A 13,931-nucleotide genomic window follows, 5' to 3' on the forward strand; every position below is an offset into this window, starting at 1 on the left:
TCACGCGCCCGGGGCCGCCTGCGGTGCGGTCCTCGCGTCGACCCAGAGGTTGGCGATCGGCACCGGGTAGCCCCGCCACGCCGGGCCAGCGACCACGGCCGGCAGCCGCACGCCCAGATACCCGAGGTGGCCGTTGTCGGCGATGCGGTGCTGGATCCGGCGCAGCAGCTCGTCGCGGGCGGTGGTGTCGAGCTCGACGGCCAGCCGTTCGATCAGCGCGTCCAGCTGCGGGTCGGAGATCCCCGGGTAGTTCCGCGGACCCGTGCTGTGCAGGTAGGTGCGCAGCGGGGACAGGTAGTCGCCGCCGAAGGACAGGAAACCGTTGCCGCTCACCGCCGCCTGCCAGCCGGTGCCCTGCTCCATCGCGGAGGTGATGTCGGGGACCTGCCGGATGTCCACCCCGACACCGAGCCGGGCCAGCTGCGCCTGCACGGCCAGCGCGAGCGCGTCGGAGTCGGGCTGCTGAGGATAGGTGAGCATCACGAACCGCAGCGGCGCCCCGTCGCGGGTGCGCGGCCCGTCCCCGGTGCGGGTCCAGCCCGCCTGGTCCAGCAGCGCGCCGGCCGCCGCGGGATCGGTGGCCTGGGTCTTCTCCGCCCACGACAGGGACTCGATGTACAGACCGGTCGCGGGCGCGTACAGCCCGTTCATCACATCGTTCGCCAGCTCGGCGTAGTCGATGCCCGCATACACCGCTCGCCGCACCAGCGGGTCGTCGAACGGGGCCTCGCGCTGGTTGAGCTGCAACATGAACGTCGGGCCGGTCGGCTCGCCCGTGACGAAGAAGGAGTCGGCCCGACCGGCCAGGGCCGGTGCGCTCGCCGTCGGCGGGTACAGCGCGAGATCGGCCTCCCCGGCCTGCACGGCCTGGATCCGCGCCGACGCCTCGGGGACGAACCGGACCGTCAGGCCCGCCAGGGCGGGCGTGCCACCCCAGTAGTCCGGGCGCGGCGACAGGTGCATCGCCTCGGCGTCGAGGCTGTCCACCACGTACGGCCCGGTGTAGAGCCCGGCGCCCACCAGCTCGCCCGCCGGCGCCCCGGCGGCGACATGGCGCTGGTACGCGGCCACGTCGTAGACCGGCACCATCCCCTCATCGGCCAGCAGCGCCGGCACGTTCGGCGCCGGCCGCGCTGTGCTGAGGGTGACCTCCAGCGGGCCCGTGACCGCCGCGCTCGCACCCGGCAGGGCGGCGGCGAAGCTGGGGTTCTCGGCGAGCTGGAAGGTCAGCAACGCGGCCAGCGCGGCCCCGTCCAGCGCGGCGCCGTTCTGGAAGGTGATCCCCTCGTTCAGCCGCAGCCGCCAGCTCAGCGGTTCTGGATTGGCCAGCTCCGAGAGCACCCACGGCGTCGGCTCACCACCGCGCTCGGGCCGCATGAGCAACTCGACATAGCCGAACTCCGGGCCCCAGAAGCCGTTCTCCAGCGGATCGAGGTCGTCGATGGCGAACCCGGTGGCGATCGTCAACGTGGGTGGCCCCGCGGGGGCGGCGTCGCCGCCCCCGGTCGTGGCGCATCCGGCCAGCGCCACGGCGAGCAGGACCGCCAGCACCGCGGCACACAACCGACGCGGCCCTCGGCGCAACACAGGGAATCGTGAACTCACCGGGAGCTGCCTCCAGTCTCCGGGGGACGGTGTCGGGCCGAGGCTCGTTTCCGCCTTCGGATGGTCCGGCAGATCCTAGGACATATGTATATCTGTTCAGTCGATCTGAGATCTGATCCACAGCTCCTTGGCCGCGGTGCGGGGGCGAGATTGGATATCGGGCGTCGGCCCGCACCCGGGACGGCCCCGCCGGAGGGGACGCGGCGCTCGGGGGCCTGCTCGCCACCGCCACGGCGGAGTCGGCCGACGGATTCAGTGACCGGGGGCGGTATGACACGGCAGATGCAGCGATTCCGGTCGTTCTCCCGGGCGTCCGGAACCGGTCGGGTGACGACGCAGGCCGAGACGCTCGACGGCAGGTCTTCCCCCGGCCGCGCCGGGCCGCCGGCCGCCGCGTCGCGATGGGGGTTCCGGGTCGTGCTCCTCGCGCTCGCCGTCGGCGTCGTGTTGTCGGTGGTGGCGGCGGTCTCCGTCGGTCCGATCGGCGTGCCGCCGTCTGTGGTCTGGCGGTCGGTGTGGGCTCATCTGCTGGATCGCGCGGGGTCCGGCGACTGGCCGGCTACCCAGGACACAATCGTGTGGGAGGTGCGCCTGCCGAGGGTCCTGCTCAGCGTGGTGGTCGGCGCCGGGCTCTCGGTGGCCGGTGTGGTGTTCCAGGCGCTGGTGCGCAACGCCCTCGCCGACCCCTACATCCTGGGCGCCTCGTCCGGGGCGTCGGTGGGGGCGGCCGCGGTGCTGCTGCTCGGTGTGCTGTCGTCCCTGGGCGCGTACGCGCTGGCCGGTGGGGCGTTCGCCGGGGCGGCCGCGGCGGTGACGCTGGTCTTCCTCGCCGCGCAGGACCGGGGCAGGGTGTCGCCGCTGCGGCTGGTGCTCTGCGGTGTCGCGGTCGCCGGAGTGTGCTCGTCGCTCACCAGCCTGATCGTGATCACCGACGACGACATCGACGCGGCCAGGGCGGTGATGAGCTGGACCCTGGGCAGCCTGGCATCGGCCCGCTGGGATCTGCTGGGCCTGCCCAGCGCGGTCGTCGTGATCGGGACGCTCTGGCTGCTCCTGCGGGCTCGGCGACTGAATTCGTTGAGCCTCGGTGACGAGACAGCCCGGACGCTGGGGGTGGATCTGCGGCGGTTCCGCGCGGAGCTGATCGTGGTGGCGTCCCTGGTCACCGGGGCGGTGGTAGCGGTGAGTGGAGCCATCGGCTTCGTGGGGCTGATGGTGCCGCACATGGTCCGGCTCGTCGTCGGTGCGGACCACCGGCGGCTGCTGCCGGTGGCGGCGCTGGGCGGGGCGATCTACCTGGCATGGGTCGACGTCGCCGCACGCACCCTGCTGCAGCCCAGGGAGATCCCGATCGGGGTGTTGACGGCCCTGCTGGGTGGGCCGTTCTTCGTCGCTCTGATCCGGCGGCGCGGCGGGGACGGGGCGACGATGCGATGACCCGCACATCCGGGCGTGAGTCGCCCGTCGGCCACGACAGCCTCGATGTCGAGGAGCTCTGCGTCGACATCGGCGACGTCCGTCTGATCGAGCGTGTGACCCTTCGCGCTCCGTCCGCCTCCGTGGTGGGTCTGTGCGGCCCCAACGGCAGCGGCAAGTCGACGCTGCTGCGCGCCATCTACGGCGCGCTGGCCGGTTCCGGGGGCGCGGTATTGATCGGCGGCGACGACCTGCGCGCGCTCTCCGCGCGCGAACGTGCCCGGCGCGTCGGCGCCGTTCTGCAGGAACGGTCGACGGAGTTCGACTACACCGTCCGCGAGATGGTCGACATGGGACGCGATCCGCACAAGGGCATGTTCGATCGCAGCGACGGTTACGATCGCGAGCTGGTCGAGTCGGCGATGCGGCAGGTCCGCATGGGAGCACTGGCGGGGCGCGGCTTCGCCTCGCTGTCCGGGGGCGAACGTCAGCGGGTGCTCATCGCCCGGACGCTGGCGCAGCAGACACCGGTCCTGGTGCTGGATGAGCCGACGAACCACCTCGACGTCCGCTACCAGCTCGAACTGATGGAGCTCGTGCGCTCCCTCGGTCGGACGGTCGTCGCGGCGCTACACGATCTCAACCTCGCGATGCGCTACTGCGACGAGGTCTATCTCCTCGCGGCGGGACGCGTCGTCGGCCATGGCCCGCCGCGCGAGGTGCTGACACCGGCGCGGCTGAGAACGGTCTTCGACATCGAGGCCGACGTCGTCGAGCACAGACCCAGCGGACAGCTCCACCTCGTGTTCCTCGGACCGGGCCAGGAACGCACCGATTCCCGTGGACAACCGGAGGAAACGAACCGATGAGAAGGACGATCAGATCTCGGGCCCTGCTCGTCACCGCCGCGGCGACGACGGTGGTCGTCGCCGCCTGTGGCGGCGCCGCGAACCGGGATGGAGCACCGCCGCCCGCGGGGGTGGCCGGGAGCGCGAGCTTCCCCATGACGATCGAGAACTGCGGCCGGGAGGTGACGCTGCAGCAGCGGCCGGCGGCGGTGGCGGCCCAGCTCCGCAACGAGATGGAGACGATGGTGTTCCTCGGCCTGGCCGACAAGGTCGTGGCCTGGGCAGGCCCCGGAGAACCGGTCCGCCACCCGGATCTCGTCGAGGGCTACCAGGCCCTCCCGCCGGCCGGCACGTTCCCGCTCGGCAAGGAGATCCTGGTCGCGTCCGGGACCGAACTGTTGCTGTCGAACTTCGCCTTCGAGGGAACCACACCCGCCGATCTCGCGCCGCTGGGCATCCAGATGCTGCGGCCGAGCGCCTACTGCAGCGGAACCGGCGAGGCCGGCGGGCCCGCCGCGGGTGCCGCCGTCCCGTTGGGTGCTGACGGTAAGCCGGCCATCGTCGACGCCATCGCGGAGGACGTCGAGGTCCTCGGCCGGATCTTCGGTGTGGAGCAGCGTGCCGCCGATCTGGTCGCGGACCAGCGGGCGCGTCTGGCCGCCGTCACCGCTGCGGTCGCCGGACGGGAACGGCCGCGGGTCGCTGCGGTGTTCTTCATGAACGGGTACGACGGCCCTCCGCGGGTCGAGGGCCGGCTGGGACTGCCCCAGGCGATGATCGACATCGCCGGAGGGGAGAACGTGTTCGAGGATCTCGGCCAGTCGTTCGGGGACGTCGGCTCGGAGGTCCTCATCGACGCGCGGCCCGAGATCATCGTCGTAGTAGAGAACGGGCCGACGAAGCTCGACGACATCCGTCGCATGATGCGCGACCATTCCGGTTATCGGGACATTCCGGCCGTGCGCGAGGACCGCTTCGTCCCGATCGTCGCGGAGGAGTACATGCCCGGGCTCCGGTTCGCCGACGCGACCGAACGGATCGCCAAGGCGTTGCACCCGGGAGCGTTCGGCGCATGAGCACCTCCGACTGGAAGCGTGCCGGGCGGTCCTGGGCGCGCCGGGCCGACTGGCACGACATCGCCTTCGCCCCGTTCGACCAGCCGCTCCTGGACGCCGCGGGCTGCCGGCCCGGCGAGCGAGCCCTGGACGTCGGTTGCGGAGCCGCGACCATCACCCTCGCCCTCGCCGACCAGGTCGGCCCGACGGGAACGGCGATCGGGGTGGACGTGTCCGAGTCGCTGTGCACCACCGCGCGCACCCGGATCGCCGCCGCGGGGATCACGAACGCCGAGATCGCGCTGGGCGACGCCGCCACGACCGACCTCGGGCCTGCCCCGTTCGACGTCGTGGTCTCCCGGTTCGGGGTGATGTTCTTCGCGGATCCCGTCGCGGCGTTCACCCACCTGACCCGGGTGCTGCGTCCGGGAGGCCGGGTCGCGTTCGCGGTGTTCCGGGAACGCGACCGCAACCCGTGGGTGGATCTTGCGGTGCAGGCACTGCAACCGTTTCTCCCGCCGAGCGAGGAGCTCGGTGCGGAACCGGCCGGTTTCAGCATGGCCGACCCCGAACGGGTTGGCGCCATCCTCGGCGATGCCGGCCTGGTCTCGGTGGGGTTCACCCCAGTCGACGTCCTGATGACGATCGGTGGCGGGGAGGGTGTCGACGGGGCCTTCCGGGCTGTCGCGGGGCAGTTGCTCGCGGCGGGAATCCTCCGCCGTCTCGACCCCCCCACCAAGGCTGCCGCCCACGAGGCCCTGCGCACCGCGCTGGCGGAGCACCTCGACGGCCCCGCTGTCCGCCTCGGCGGTTCCGCGTGGATCGTCACCGCCCACCGCCCTCGACCCGGGCCCACCTGACCGTCGGGCTCGCAGGGGACCGAGCGGGGCAGTCGGGGCCGGTTTCGGGGCGTGGGTCGGATTCAACCGACCGGGTGCGCCGGTCCCGTTTCGGGTGATGGTGTAGGTCTGTGGTCGTCACCGTCCGCGTGCTTTCGATCTTGCCGCTGTTCTGTTCCCTGAGCTGTCGGCGGTAGTCGTTGACGAGGTCGATGACACCGGCGCCGTTGTGCGGCTGCACGCCCGGACAACCGTCCCTGACGATGTCTGCCCACGCTGTGGCCATGCGTCACGACGAACGCATGCCTCGCATGTGCGGCGCCTGACTGATCTCCCCGTGGCCGGGGACGGCGACTGGGAAGGTGCAGGGCCACGGCCCGCCCGGAACGCACCGCCGATGGCCCCACCGCACCCCGACCGGTCGGGGCGAGACCCATCGCCACCATCGATCACCCCTCCGGTTCGGTCCGTCCCGGCTGCGTCCGCCGACCCGCCCGGCCGCACAGTAGAACATCTGCTCAATTGTTCAATTATTCTGAGATGTCGCCCACATCGCCCTGGCCAGCGGCGCCGATGCCGGGGTTGTGTGTCGGGCGTCGGCCCACGCTCCGGGGTCGACCGCACCGAAGGGAGAAACGCTCGGGCACGGACCTCGACTATCCAGAGACCGAGCTGGAACAGCTGTTCTCCAACGACGGGATGGACACGATCAGCCGGCACAAGCACTGCGCCGGGCTGTGTGACTACGAGGACTGAATGTTCGTCCGGGGCCGGCTGAGCGGGTCGCTCACCCGGCCCCGGCGCGTGCGCTGGGAAGGAGAGGTCGCGATGGCGGTACCGGACCAGCGGTCCGACCCCGCCCGGTCACCGGAGGCGCCGGTGAAGGCGATCCGCATCGGCACCCAGCGCGCGGTGCCGCCAGGAGGTCACCTGGGCCACCATCACACCGCATCTCGATCGGTTCGGCATCACCCGGGTCGCCGACGTCACCTGGCTCGACGGCGTTCCCGGTTTCTCCCTGGTCGACCGGTGAACACCGCGTCCCCCAGCCGGTGCCCCGCCGATAACGCCCGGCCGCGTCGATGACCGGCTATCGGGTCGTGCTGCGCTGCGGCCCGGCGATGGCCGCCGGGGCGGCCACCCTGCTGGGGCGGCTTCCGCAGGGCATGTACTCGGTGGCTCTGCTGCTGCTGGTGCAGCAGGCCACCGGGTCGTTCGGGGTGGCCGGCGCCGCGGTCGCCGCCTTCGCGGTGGGCACCGCCCTGGGCGCGCCGCTGCTGGGCCGGGCGGCCGACCGGGTCGGTCCCCGCCCGGTGCTGCTGGGCGCGGTTCTCGCACATGCCGCCGGGCTGGCCGGGGTGCTCACCGCCGCCGCGGCGGACGCGGCGGCCGGGATCGTCGCGGCCGGGCTGCTGGCCGGGATGGGTGTGCCGCCGCTCGCGGCCGTGCTGCGCACGGTGTGGACGCGGCTGTTTCCCGACCCGGACGCCCGGCGGGCGGCGTTCAGCGTGGACGCGGTCCTGGGGGAGGCGGTGTTCCTGCTCGGCCCGCTGCTCGTCGGCGGCATCGTCGCGGTCGCGGACCCGACGGCCGCGGTCGCGGTGGCCGCGGGGCTGGCCGTCACCGGGGTGGTGTGGTTCGCGTTGTTGCCCACCGCCCGCCCGGCGGTGGCCGCCGGGCGGGCGGCCGGGTCGCCCGCCCGGCTGGGCGCGCTGGCGGTGCCCGCGATCCGGGTGCTGGTCACGGTCCAGACGCTGCTGTTCGCCGCGTTCGGGCTGGTCGAGGTCGGGGTGCTGGCCCGGGCCACCGCGGCGGGCGCGGTCCCGGTGGGCGGGGTGCTGCTGGCGGTGTGGTCGGCGGCCAGCCTGACCGGGGCGCTGGCCTGGGGCGCCCGGGCGTGGCCGGGCCGCCCCGAGGGCCAACTGGTGGTCCTGCTGGTCCTGGCGGCACTCGGGATCGCCGCCACCGTCCCGGCCGGCGACCTACGCTGGCTCGGAGCGGCGTTGATCCCGGCCGGGTTGGCGATCGCGCCCGCGGGCGTAGTCGGGCAGGGCATCGTGGCCGAGGCGGTACCGGAGGCCCGCCGGACGGAGGCGTTCGCCTGGCTGTCCACCGCGGCGATGGCCGGTTCCTCGGCCGGGACGCTCGGCGCGGGGTGGCTCGTCGAGGCGACCGGCCCCGCAACGGTGCTGGCGGTCGCCGGCGGAATGACGCTGGTGGCCGCCGCCACCACCGCCACCGCCCGACCGACCCTGCGACAGACCGGGCGGTGAACGAGCCCGGACGGTCGCTCAGCGGCCCGCCATCCCGGCCACCGGCGGCACCTCCGAGGCCGGGACGACCGCGCGGTCGAGGACCGCGAGGGCGATGCGATTGCGGTGCTCCTCGGCGCTGCCCAGCAACGCGGCGTCGGTGACCGCCCGCTTGTAGTACAGATGCACCTGATGTTCCCAGGTGAACCCGATCCCGCCGTGCACCTGCAGCGCGTCGGCCGCGACCCGGTGGTAGGCCGGCGAACAGGTCGCCTGCGCGATGCTCGTCGCGATCCAGGGGTCGTCGGTCCCGTCCTGGATCGCCCAGGCCGCGTGGTAGGCCGTCGACCGGGCATGCTCGACTTGTACGAGCATGTCGGCCAGCCGATGTTTGACGGCCTGGAACGAACCGATCGGCCGGCCGAACTGGAGGCGCCCCTCGGCATACCGCACGGTGCGGTCCAGCAGGTGCTGGGCGCCGCCGACCTGCTCGGCCGCCAGCAGCACCGCCCCCACGTCCAGGGCGTAGCCGACGACATGTTCGACCTCGCCGGGGTCGGCGAGCAGCCGGGCAGGCGCGTCCGACAGCCGCACCGCCGCCTGCCGCCGCGTCAGGTCCATGGTGGACAACGGCTCCCGGTCGACCCCGTCGGCCGTGCCCTCCACCGCGAACAGCGCGACACCGTCCGGTCCGCTGGCGGCGACGAGCAGCACGTCGGCCGCGGCCGCGTCGACCACCTGGGCCAGCCGGCCGGTCAGCTCCCAGCGACCGCCTGCCCCCACCGCACCGACCGTGATGCCCGCCGGGTCGAACCGGCCCGCCCGCTGGGGTACCGCGAAGGCGGCGGTACGGGTACCCGCGAGCAGCGGTGCGAGCAGCTCGTCGCGCACACCGCTGTCCCCCACCATGACCAGTGCCGGGATCGCCAGATCGACCGTGCCGAACACCGGCCCGCACAGCAGCGCCGCCCCGAACTCCTCGGCCACGATCGCCTGGTCGACGAGCCCGCCGATCGCGCCGGACTCGTCGGGCGCCGCGAGCCCGAGCACCCCGAGCTCGCCCCCGAGCCGGCGCCAGGTCTGTGGGTCGTAGCCGGCCGGGGACTCCATCAACCTGCGGACCGCCGCCTCGTCGGAGTACTCGGCGCAGAACCGCCGGACGGTGCGGCGCAGGTCCTGCTGTTCTGCGGCGAAGGCGAACACGTCACCGGTCTCATCCACGGGGGATCTCCTTCCATGGCCTGCCGGCGTCGGCGCGCAGGTCCCCCGGCAGGCCGAGCACCCGCTCCCCCAGGATGGTGCGCAGCACCTCCGACGTACCGCCCTCGATCGTGTTGGCCCGCGAACGCAGGAACCGTCGCTGGAGCGGGCCGCGCCAGTCGGCCTCGGGGCCGTCGTCGCCGACCGCGTAGTCCCCGTACAGCGTGCCCTCGAGGCCGATCAGGTCCATGCAGAACTCGTAGATCTCCTGGTTCAGCTCGGCCGAGACCAGCTTGCCGATCGAGCCCTCCGGCCCCGGGGAGCCCGCGCCGGCCGAGCGCCGAGCCCGCTCGCCGGTCAACCGGTGGGCCTCGGCGCGGGTCCACAGGGCGGCGAGCCGGTCGCGCAGCACGGGGGTGTGGCAGTCCGGGCGGGCCGCCCACAGCGCCACCGCGTCGGCGATGGTGCCCGTGCCGCGCACGCTCGACGCCTCGCCGAGCGCCGCACGCTCGTTCATGAGCGTGGTCAGCGCGACCCGCCAGCCGTCCCCGACCGCGCCCAGCCGGTGCGCGTCGGGGATCCGCGCGTCGTTCAGGTACACCTCGTTGAACTCCGCCTGCCCCGTCATCTGGCGCAGCGGCCGGACCTCGACGCCCGGGACGTGCATGTCCAGCACGAAGTAGCTCAGGCCCTGGTGTTTGGGCTGGTCCGGGTCCGTGCGAGCGAGCAGGAGACCCCACCGGGCGCGGTGCGCAAGGCTCGTCCAGACCTTCTGCCCGTTGATCACCCACTCGGTTCCGTCGGGCACGGCGCTGGTCGCCAGCCCAGCGAGATCGGAGCCCGCGCCGGGCTCGCTGAACAGCTGGCACCAGATCTCCTCGGCGGTCGCCAGCGGGCGCAGCCACCTGCGCGCCCGCTCGGTCGAAAGGGCGTGGTCGCGGATGGTCGGCGCCGCCATCCCGTAACCGATGGGGTTGCGGGCGAACGGCGCGGGAGCACCCGCGGCCTGCATGATCTCGTCCGCGAGGGCCTGCAGCCCGCGGCTCACGCCGAGCCCGCCGAGCCCCTCGGGAAAATGCACCCAGCTCAGTCCGGCATCGAAACACGCGCCCAGCAGCTCCCGCGTCGGGACCTGCCGCGGATCATGGTCGGCGACGACCGTGCGGGCCGCCTCCTTGACGCGCGCGGCGTCGGTCACTGCGCTCATGGTCCCCCCAGGAGAGATCAGCGGTGCGAGTGCCGGTAGGTGCCGACCGTACGACGGGATCGGCACCCTGCCCACCGGGTCGTGATTGTGCTGCGATCAGCCGGTCCGCGCCACCGGGTCACGGGTCGAACGCGGAGGGTGTCGGTGCCGCCGGATAACGTCGCCTCGTGCTGCACGTCCACCGCGCCGAACACGCCGACACCCTCGTCGACGCGCTGGCCTGCGTGCTGCGCGAGCCGCCGGCGGATCCGTTCGCGCCCGAGATCGTCGCGGTGCCGGAGCGCGGCGTGGAACGGTGGCTGGCCCAGCGGCTCTCGCACCGGCTCGGCGCGGGTGAGGGCCGCGGCGACGGGGTGTGCGCACGAGTGCTGTTCCCGGCTCCCACGGCGATGGTGGCCGCGGTGGTGGGGCGCTACAGCGGGATCGACCCCGAGGAGGACCCCTGGCATCCGGCACGTGCGGTGTGGCCGCTGCTGGAGCTGGTCGACGAGGTGGTCGGCGAGGCCCGGTTCGCGGTGCTCGATGCGCATCTGGGCGGCAACGGCTCCGTGGACCGGGCTCACCGGCGGGGCCGCCGGTTCGCGGTGGCGCGCAAACTGGCCGGCCTGTTCGCGAGCTACGCCGCGCACCGACCCGGGCTGCTCTCGGCGTGGCGGCGCGGCGCCGACCTCGACGGTCCCGACGGCGATCCGCTGCCCGACGATCTCGCCTGGCAGGCCGAGCTGTGGCGGCGGCTGCGGGAACGGATCGGCGTCGCCGGACCTGCGGAGCGGACCGAGACGGCCTGCGCCGCGCTGCGCGCCGACCCGGGGCCGGCAGACCTGCCCGCACGGCTGTCGCTCTTCGGGCCGACCCGGCTTGCCGCCGACCACCTCGCGGTGCTCGAAGCGCTGGCCGTCCACCGCGACGTGCATCTGTGGCTGCCGCATCCCTCACCCGCCCTGTGGGACGCGGTCGCACCGCACGCCGGCGCCGTCCCGCGGCGCGCCGCCGACCCGACGGCCGAGCTGCCCCGCCATCCGCTGCTGTCCTCGCTCGGCCGCGACGTGCGGGAGCTTCAGCTGCGGTTGCCCGTCGCCGCGGCCGGGCGTCATCACCGCGGCACCGAGCCGCCCGCAACGCTGCTCGGGCTGCTGCATCGCGGCCTGCGCGACGACGCGCTGCCGGCGCCGCGGCAGCGGCCCCGGATCGACCCGGCCGACCGCAGCGTCGCGGTGCACGCCTGCCACGGTCCGGACCGCCAGGTCGAGGTGCTGCGCGAGATCGTGCTCGGCCTGCTCGCCGCCGATCCCACGCTGGAGCCGCGCGACATCCTCGTGATGTGCCCGGACATCGAGACGTTCGCGCCGCTGATCTCCGCATCGTTCGGGCTCACCACCGGGCACGGGCATCCCGGCCACCGGCTGGCGGTGCGGCTGGCCGACCGCGCGCTGCACCAGGTCAACCCCCTGCTGGGCACGATCACGTCGCTGCTGGAACTGGCGGACGCCCGGGTGACGGCGTCGCAGCTGCTCGACCTGGTGGCCTCGGCCCCGGTGCGGCGCCGGTTCCGGATCACCGACGACGAGCTCGACCGGCTGCGCGACCTCACCGTCCGCTCCGGGGTCCGCTGGGGCCTCGACGGCGAGCATCGCAGACCGTACCGGCTGGAGGGGTTCGCGCAGAACACCTGGTCGGCAGGGCTCGACCGGATGCTGCTCGGCGTCGCGATGGCCGAGGACGAGCAAGGCTGGCTGGGTACCGCGCTACCGCTCGACGACATCGACAGCTCCGATGTCGACCTGGTCGGCAGACTCGCCGAGCTGGTCGACCGGCTGGGCGCGGTGCTGGCCCGGCTCACCGGCGAGCGGCCGCTCACGGCGTGGGGCGCCGCGCTCACCGACGGCCTCGACGCTCTCACCGCCACCACTCCGGCCGAGGGCTGGCAGTCCGTGCAGGCCAGGGCCGAGCTGGCCGGCATGGTCCGGGCGGCGGGACCGCACGCGGGTTCGGTGCCACTGACCCTCGCCGACGTCCGCGGATTGCTGGCCGACCAGCTGCGCAGCCGTCCGACCCGGGCCAACTTCCGTTCCGGGACGCTCACCGTCGCCACCCTGGTGCCGATGCGGTCGGTGCCGCACCGGGTGGTGTGCCTGCTCGGCCTCGACGACGGACAGTTCCCCCGGACGGGCGTGCCGGACGGCGACGACGTGCTGGCCCGCGACCCTCGGGTCGGTGAGCGCGACCTGCGCAGCGAGGACCGCCAGCTCCTGCTCGACGCGATCGGTGCGGCCACCGAGCACCTGGTCGTCCTGTACTCCGGGGCCGACGCCCGGACCAACGCGTCGCGGCCCCCCGCGGTCCCGCTCGGCGAGCTGCTCGACGCCCTCGACGCCACCGCCGTGGCCGCCTCGGGCGGACCGGTCCGGGAGCAGGTCGTCGTCCGGCATCCGTTGCAGCCCTTCGACTCTCGCAACTTCACCTCGGCCGCGCTCGGCGTCCCCGGCCCGTTCAGCTTCGACCGCGCCGCGCTGGCCGGGGCTCGGGCGGCGGGGGGTGAGCGCCGCGAGCCCGCACCGTTGCTGGCCGAGCCCCTGTCTCCGCCACCGGTGCCGGAGACCGTCGAGCTGGAGGACCTCGCCCGGTTCCTGGAGCATCCGGCCCGGGCGTTCCTGCGCCAGCGGGTCGGGATCACCCTGTCCAGCGAGGACGACGAGCCCGCCGATGCGCTCCCGGTGGAGCTCGACGGGCTGGGCCGGTGGTCGGTCGGTACCCGGCTGCTGCGCGACCGACTTGCCGGACAGCCGCTGGAGCGATGCCGGCAGGCCGAATGGCGCCGCGGCGAGCTACCCCCGGGGGCGCTGGGCCAGCGGCTGCTCGACACCGTGGCCGCCGACGTGGAACGGCTGGTGGCCACAGCCGCGCCGCTGCGCCCGGCGGAGCCGGCGGCCGGCGACATCACCGCGGTCCTCGACGGTGTTCCGGTGGTCGGCACCGTGGGCGCGCTGTTCGGCTCGACCGTGGTCCGGGTCGAGTACTCCCGGCTGGCGCCCAAGCACCGGCTGCGCGCCTGGGTGCAGCTCCTGGCGCTGACCGTGGCCCGCCCCGGTACCTCGTGGCGGGCCGTGACCCTGGGCCGCGGCCAGTACTCCGGGCTCACCCGGTCGGTGCTCGGTCCGGTGGGGCCGGACACGGCGCGGGCGGTCCTGGCCGACCTGGTCGCCCTGCACCGGCAGGGGCTGTGCGAACCGCTGCCGATGGCGACCGCCAGCAGCGCCGCCTACGCCCGCACCCGCATCGGCGGTGGCTCCCCGGCCGAGGCCGAGGCCAGCGCCGAGCAGGCCTGGGTCAAGGGCTACGGCGCCGAACGCGACGACGTCGTGCACCAGCGGATCTGGGGGCCGGGCGCGCCGGCGGCGGCCCTGTTCGCGGCGCGGGCCGACGGGCCGGGCGAGCCCACCCGGTTCGGCCGGCTGGCGATGCGGGTGTGGCAGCCGTTGCTCGCGGCCGAGGAGGTCGACCATCCGTGA

The 13,931-nt window shown here is 73.9% G+C and carries 10 protein-coding genes; 7 read left to right on the forward strand and 3 right to left on the reverse strand.

Features of this window, described 5'->3' with window-relative positions; translation table 11 throughout:
- Positions 1 to 1,605, reverse strand: coding sequence for an ABC transporter substrate-binding protein (locus ACFQE5_RS03290; protein ID WP_379582604.1), 1,605 nt, complete (start codon positions 1,603 to 1,605; stop codon positions 1 to 3).
- 282 nt (positions 1,606 to 1,887) lie between these two features.
- On the opposite strand from ACFQE5_RS03290, the gene ACFQE5_RS03295 reads away from it, so the two are divergent.
- The 6 genes from ACFQE5_RS03295 (at position 1,888) to ACFQE5_RS03320 (ending at position 8,036) form a co-directional block, all read left to right on the forward strand.
- Entirely contained in the window at positions 1,888 to 3,042 is a 1,155-nt protein-coding gene (locus ACFQE5_RS03295; RefSeq protein WP_379582606.1) for a FecCD family ABC transporter permease, read from the forward strand.
- Positions 3,039 to 3,890: an ABC transporter ATP-binding protein gene (locus ACFQE5_RS03300; protein WP_379582608.1), complete on the forward strand. Its 852-nt coding sequence runs from the start codon at positions 3,039 to 3,041 to the stop codon at positions 3,888 to 3,890. Before ACFQE5_RS03295 ends, ACFQE5_RS03300 begins: the two co-directional genes overlap by 4 nt.
- Positions 3,887 to 4,945: an ABC transporter substrate-binding protein gene (locus tag ACFQE5_RS03305; protein ID WP_379582610.1), complete on the forward strand. Its 1,059-nt coding sequence runs from the start codon at positions 3,887 to 3,889 to the stop codon at positions 4,943 to 4,945. The genes ACFQE5_RS03300 and ACFQE5_RS03305 overlap by 4 nt, the downstream gene beginning before the upstream one ends.
- Positions 4,942 to 5,784, forward strand: a complete 843-nt coding sequence (locus tag ACFQE5_RS03310) for a class I SAM-dependent methyltransferase (protein WP_379582612.1) — start codon at positions 4,942 to 4,944, stop codon at positions 5,782 to 5,784. Before ACFQE5_RS03305 ends, ACFQE5_RS03310 begins: the two co-directional genes overlap by 4 nt.
- Positions 5,785 to 6,303: 519 nt before the next feature.
- Positions 6,304 to 6,519, forward strand: coding sequence for a hypothetical protein (locus ACFQE5_RS03315; RefSeq protein ID WP_379582614.1), 216 nt, complete (start codon positions 6,304 to 6,306; stop codon positions 6,517 to 6,519).
- Positions 6,520 to 6,845: 326 nt separating this feature from the next.
- Positions 6,846 to 8,036, forward strand: a complete 1,191-nt coding sequence (locus tag ACFQE5_RS03320) for an MFS transporter (protein WP_379582616.1) — start codon at positions 6,846 to 6,848, stop codon at positions 8,034 to 8,036.
- 18 nt (positions 8,037 to 8,054) lie between these two features.
- Here the strand turns inward: ACFQE5_RS03320 and ACFQE5_RS03325 are convergent, their stop codons facing one another.
- Both ACFQE5_RS03325 and ACFQE5_RS03330 read right to left on the reverse strand, forming a co-directional pair.
- Positions 8,055 to 9,236 carry an acyl-CoA dehydrogenase family protein gene (locus ACFQE5_RS03325; RefSeq protein ID WP_379582618.1) on the reverse strand — a complete coding sequence of 394 codons (1,182 nt, stop codon included), beginning with the start codon at positions 9,234 to 9,236 and terminating at the stop codon, positions 8,055 to 8,057.
- Positions 9,229 to 10,422: an acyl-CoA dehydrogenase family protein gene (locus tag ACFQE5_RS03330; protein ID WP_379582620.1), complete on the reverse strand. Its 1,194-nt coding sequence runs from the start codon at positions 10,420 to 10,422 to the stop codon at positions 9,229 to 9,231. The genes ACFQE5_RS03325 and ACFQE5_RS03330 overlap by 8 nt, the downstream gene beginning before the upstream one ends.
- 167 nt (positions 10,423 to 10,589) lie before the next feature.
- Between ACFQE5_RS03330 and recC the strand changes: the two genes are divergently transcribed.
- A complete protein-coding gene (gene recC, locus ACFQE5_RS03335; RefSeq protein WP_379582622.1) occupies positions 10,590 to 13,931 on the forward strand; it encodes an exodeoxyribonuclease V subunit gamma in 3,342 nt (1,113 codons plus the stop codon).

The sequence above is a fragment of the Pseudonocardia hispaniensis genome, from assembly GCF_042658695.1.
Classification (GTDB): domain Bacteria; phylum Actinomycetota; class Actinomycetes; order Mycobacteriales; family Pseudonocardiaceae; genus Pseudonocardia; species Pseudonocardia hispaniensis.

Bases quoted from the DNA above. Each gene is read 5' to 3' on its own strand.
- ACFQE5_RS03295 (WP_379582606.1), top strand. From the start codon at position 1,888: ATGCAGCGATTCCGGTCGTTCTCCCGGGCGTCCGGAACCGGTCGGGTG.
- ACFQE5_RS03300 (WP_379582608.1), top strand. From the start codon at position 3,039: ATGACCCGCACATCCGGGCGTGAGTCGCCCGTCGGCCACGACAGCCTC.
- ACFQE5_RS03305 (WP_379582610.1), top strand. From the start codon at position 3,887: ATGAGAAGGACGATCAGATCTCGGGCCCTGCTCGTCACCGCCGCGGCG.
- ACFQE5_RS03310 (WP_379582612.1), top strand. From the start codon at position 4,942: ATGAGCACCTCCGACTGGAAGCGTGCCGGGCGGTCCTGGGCGCGCCGG.
- ACFQE5_RS03315 (WP_379582614.1), top strand. From the start codon at position 6,304: ATGTCGCCCACATCGCCCTGGCCAGCGGCGCCGATGCCGGGGTTGTGT.
- ACFQE5_RS03320 (WP_379582616.1), top strand. From the start codon at position 6,846: ATGACCGGCTATCGGGTCGTGCTGCGCTGCGGCCCGGCGATGGCCGCC.
- ACFQE5_RS03330 (WP_379582620.1), bottom strand. From the start codon at position 10,422: ATGAGCGCAGTGACCGACGCCGCGCGCGTCAAGGAGGCGGCCCGCACG.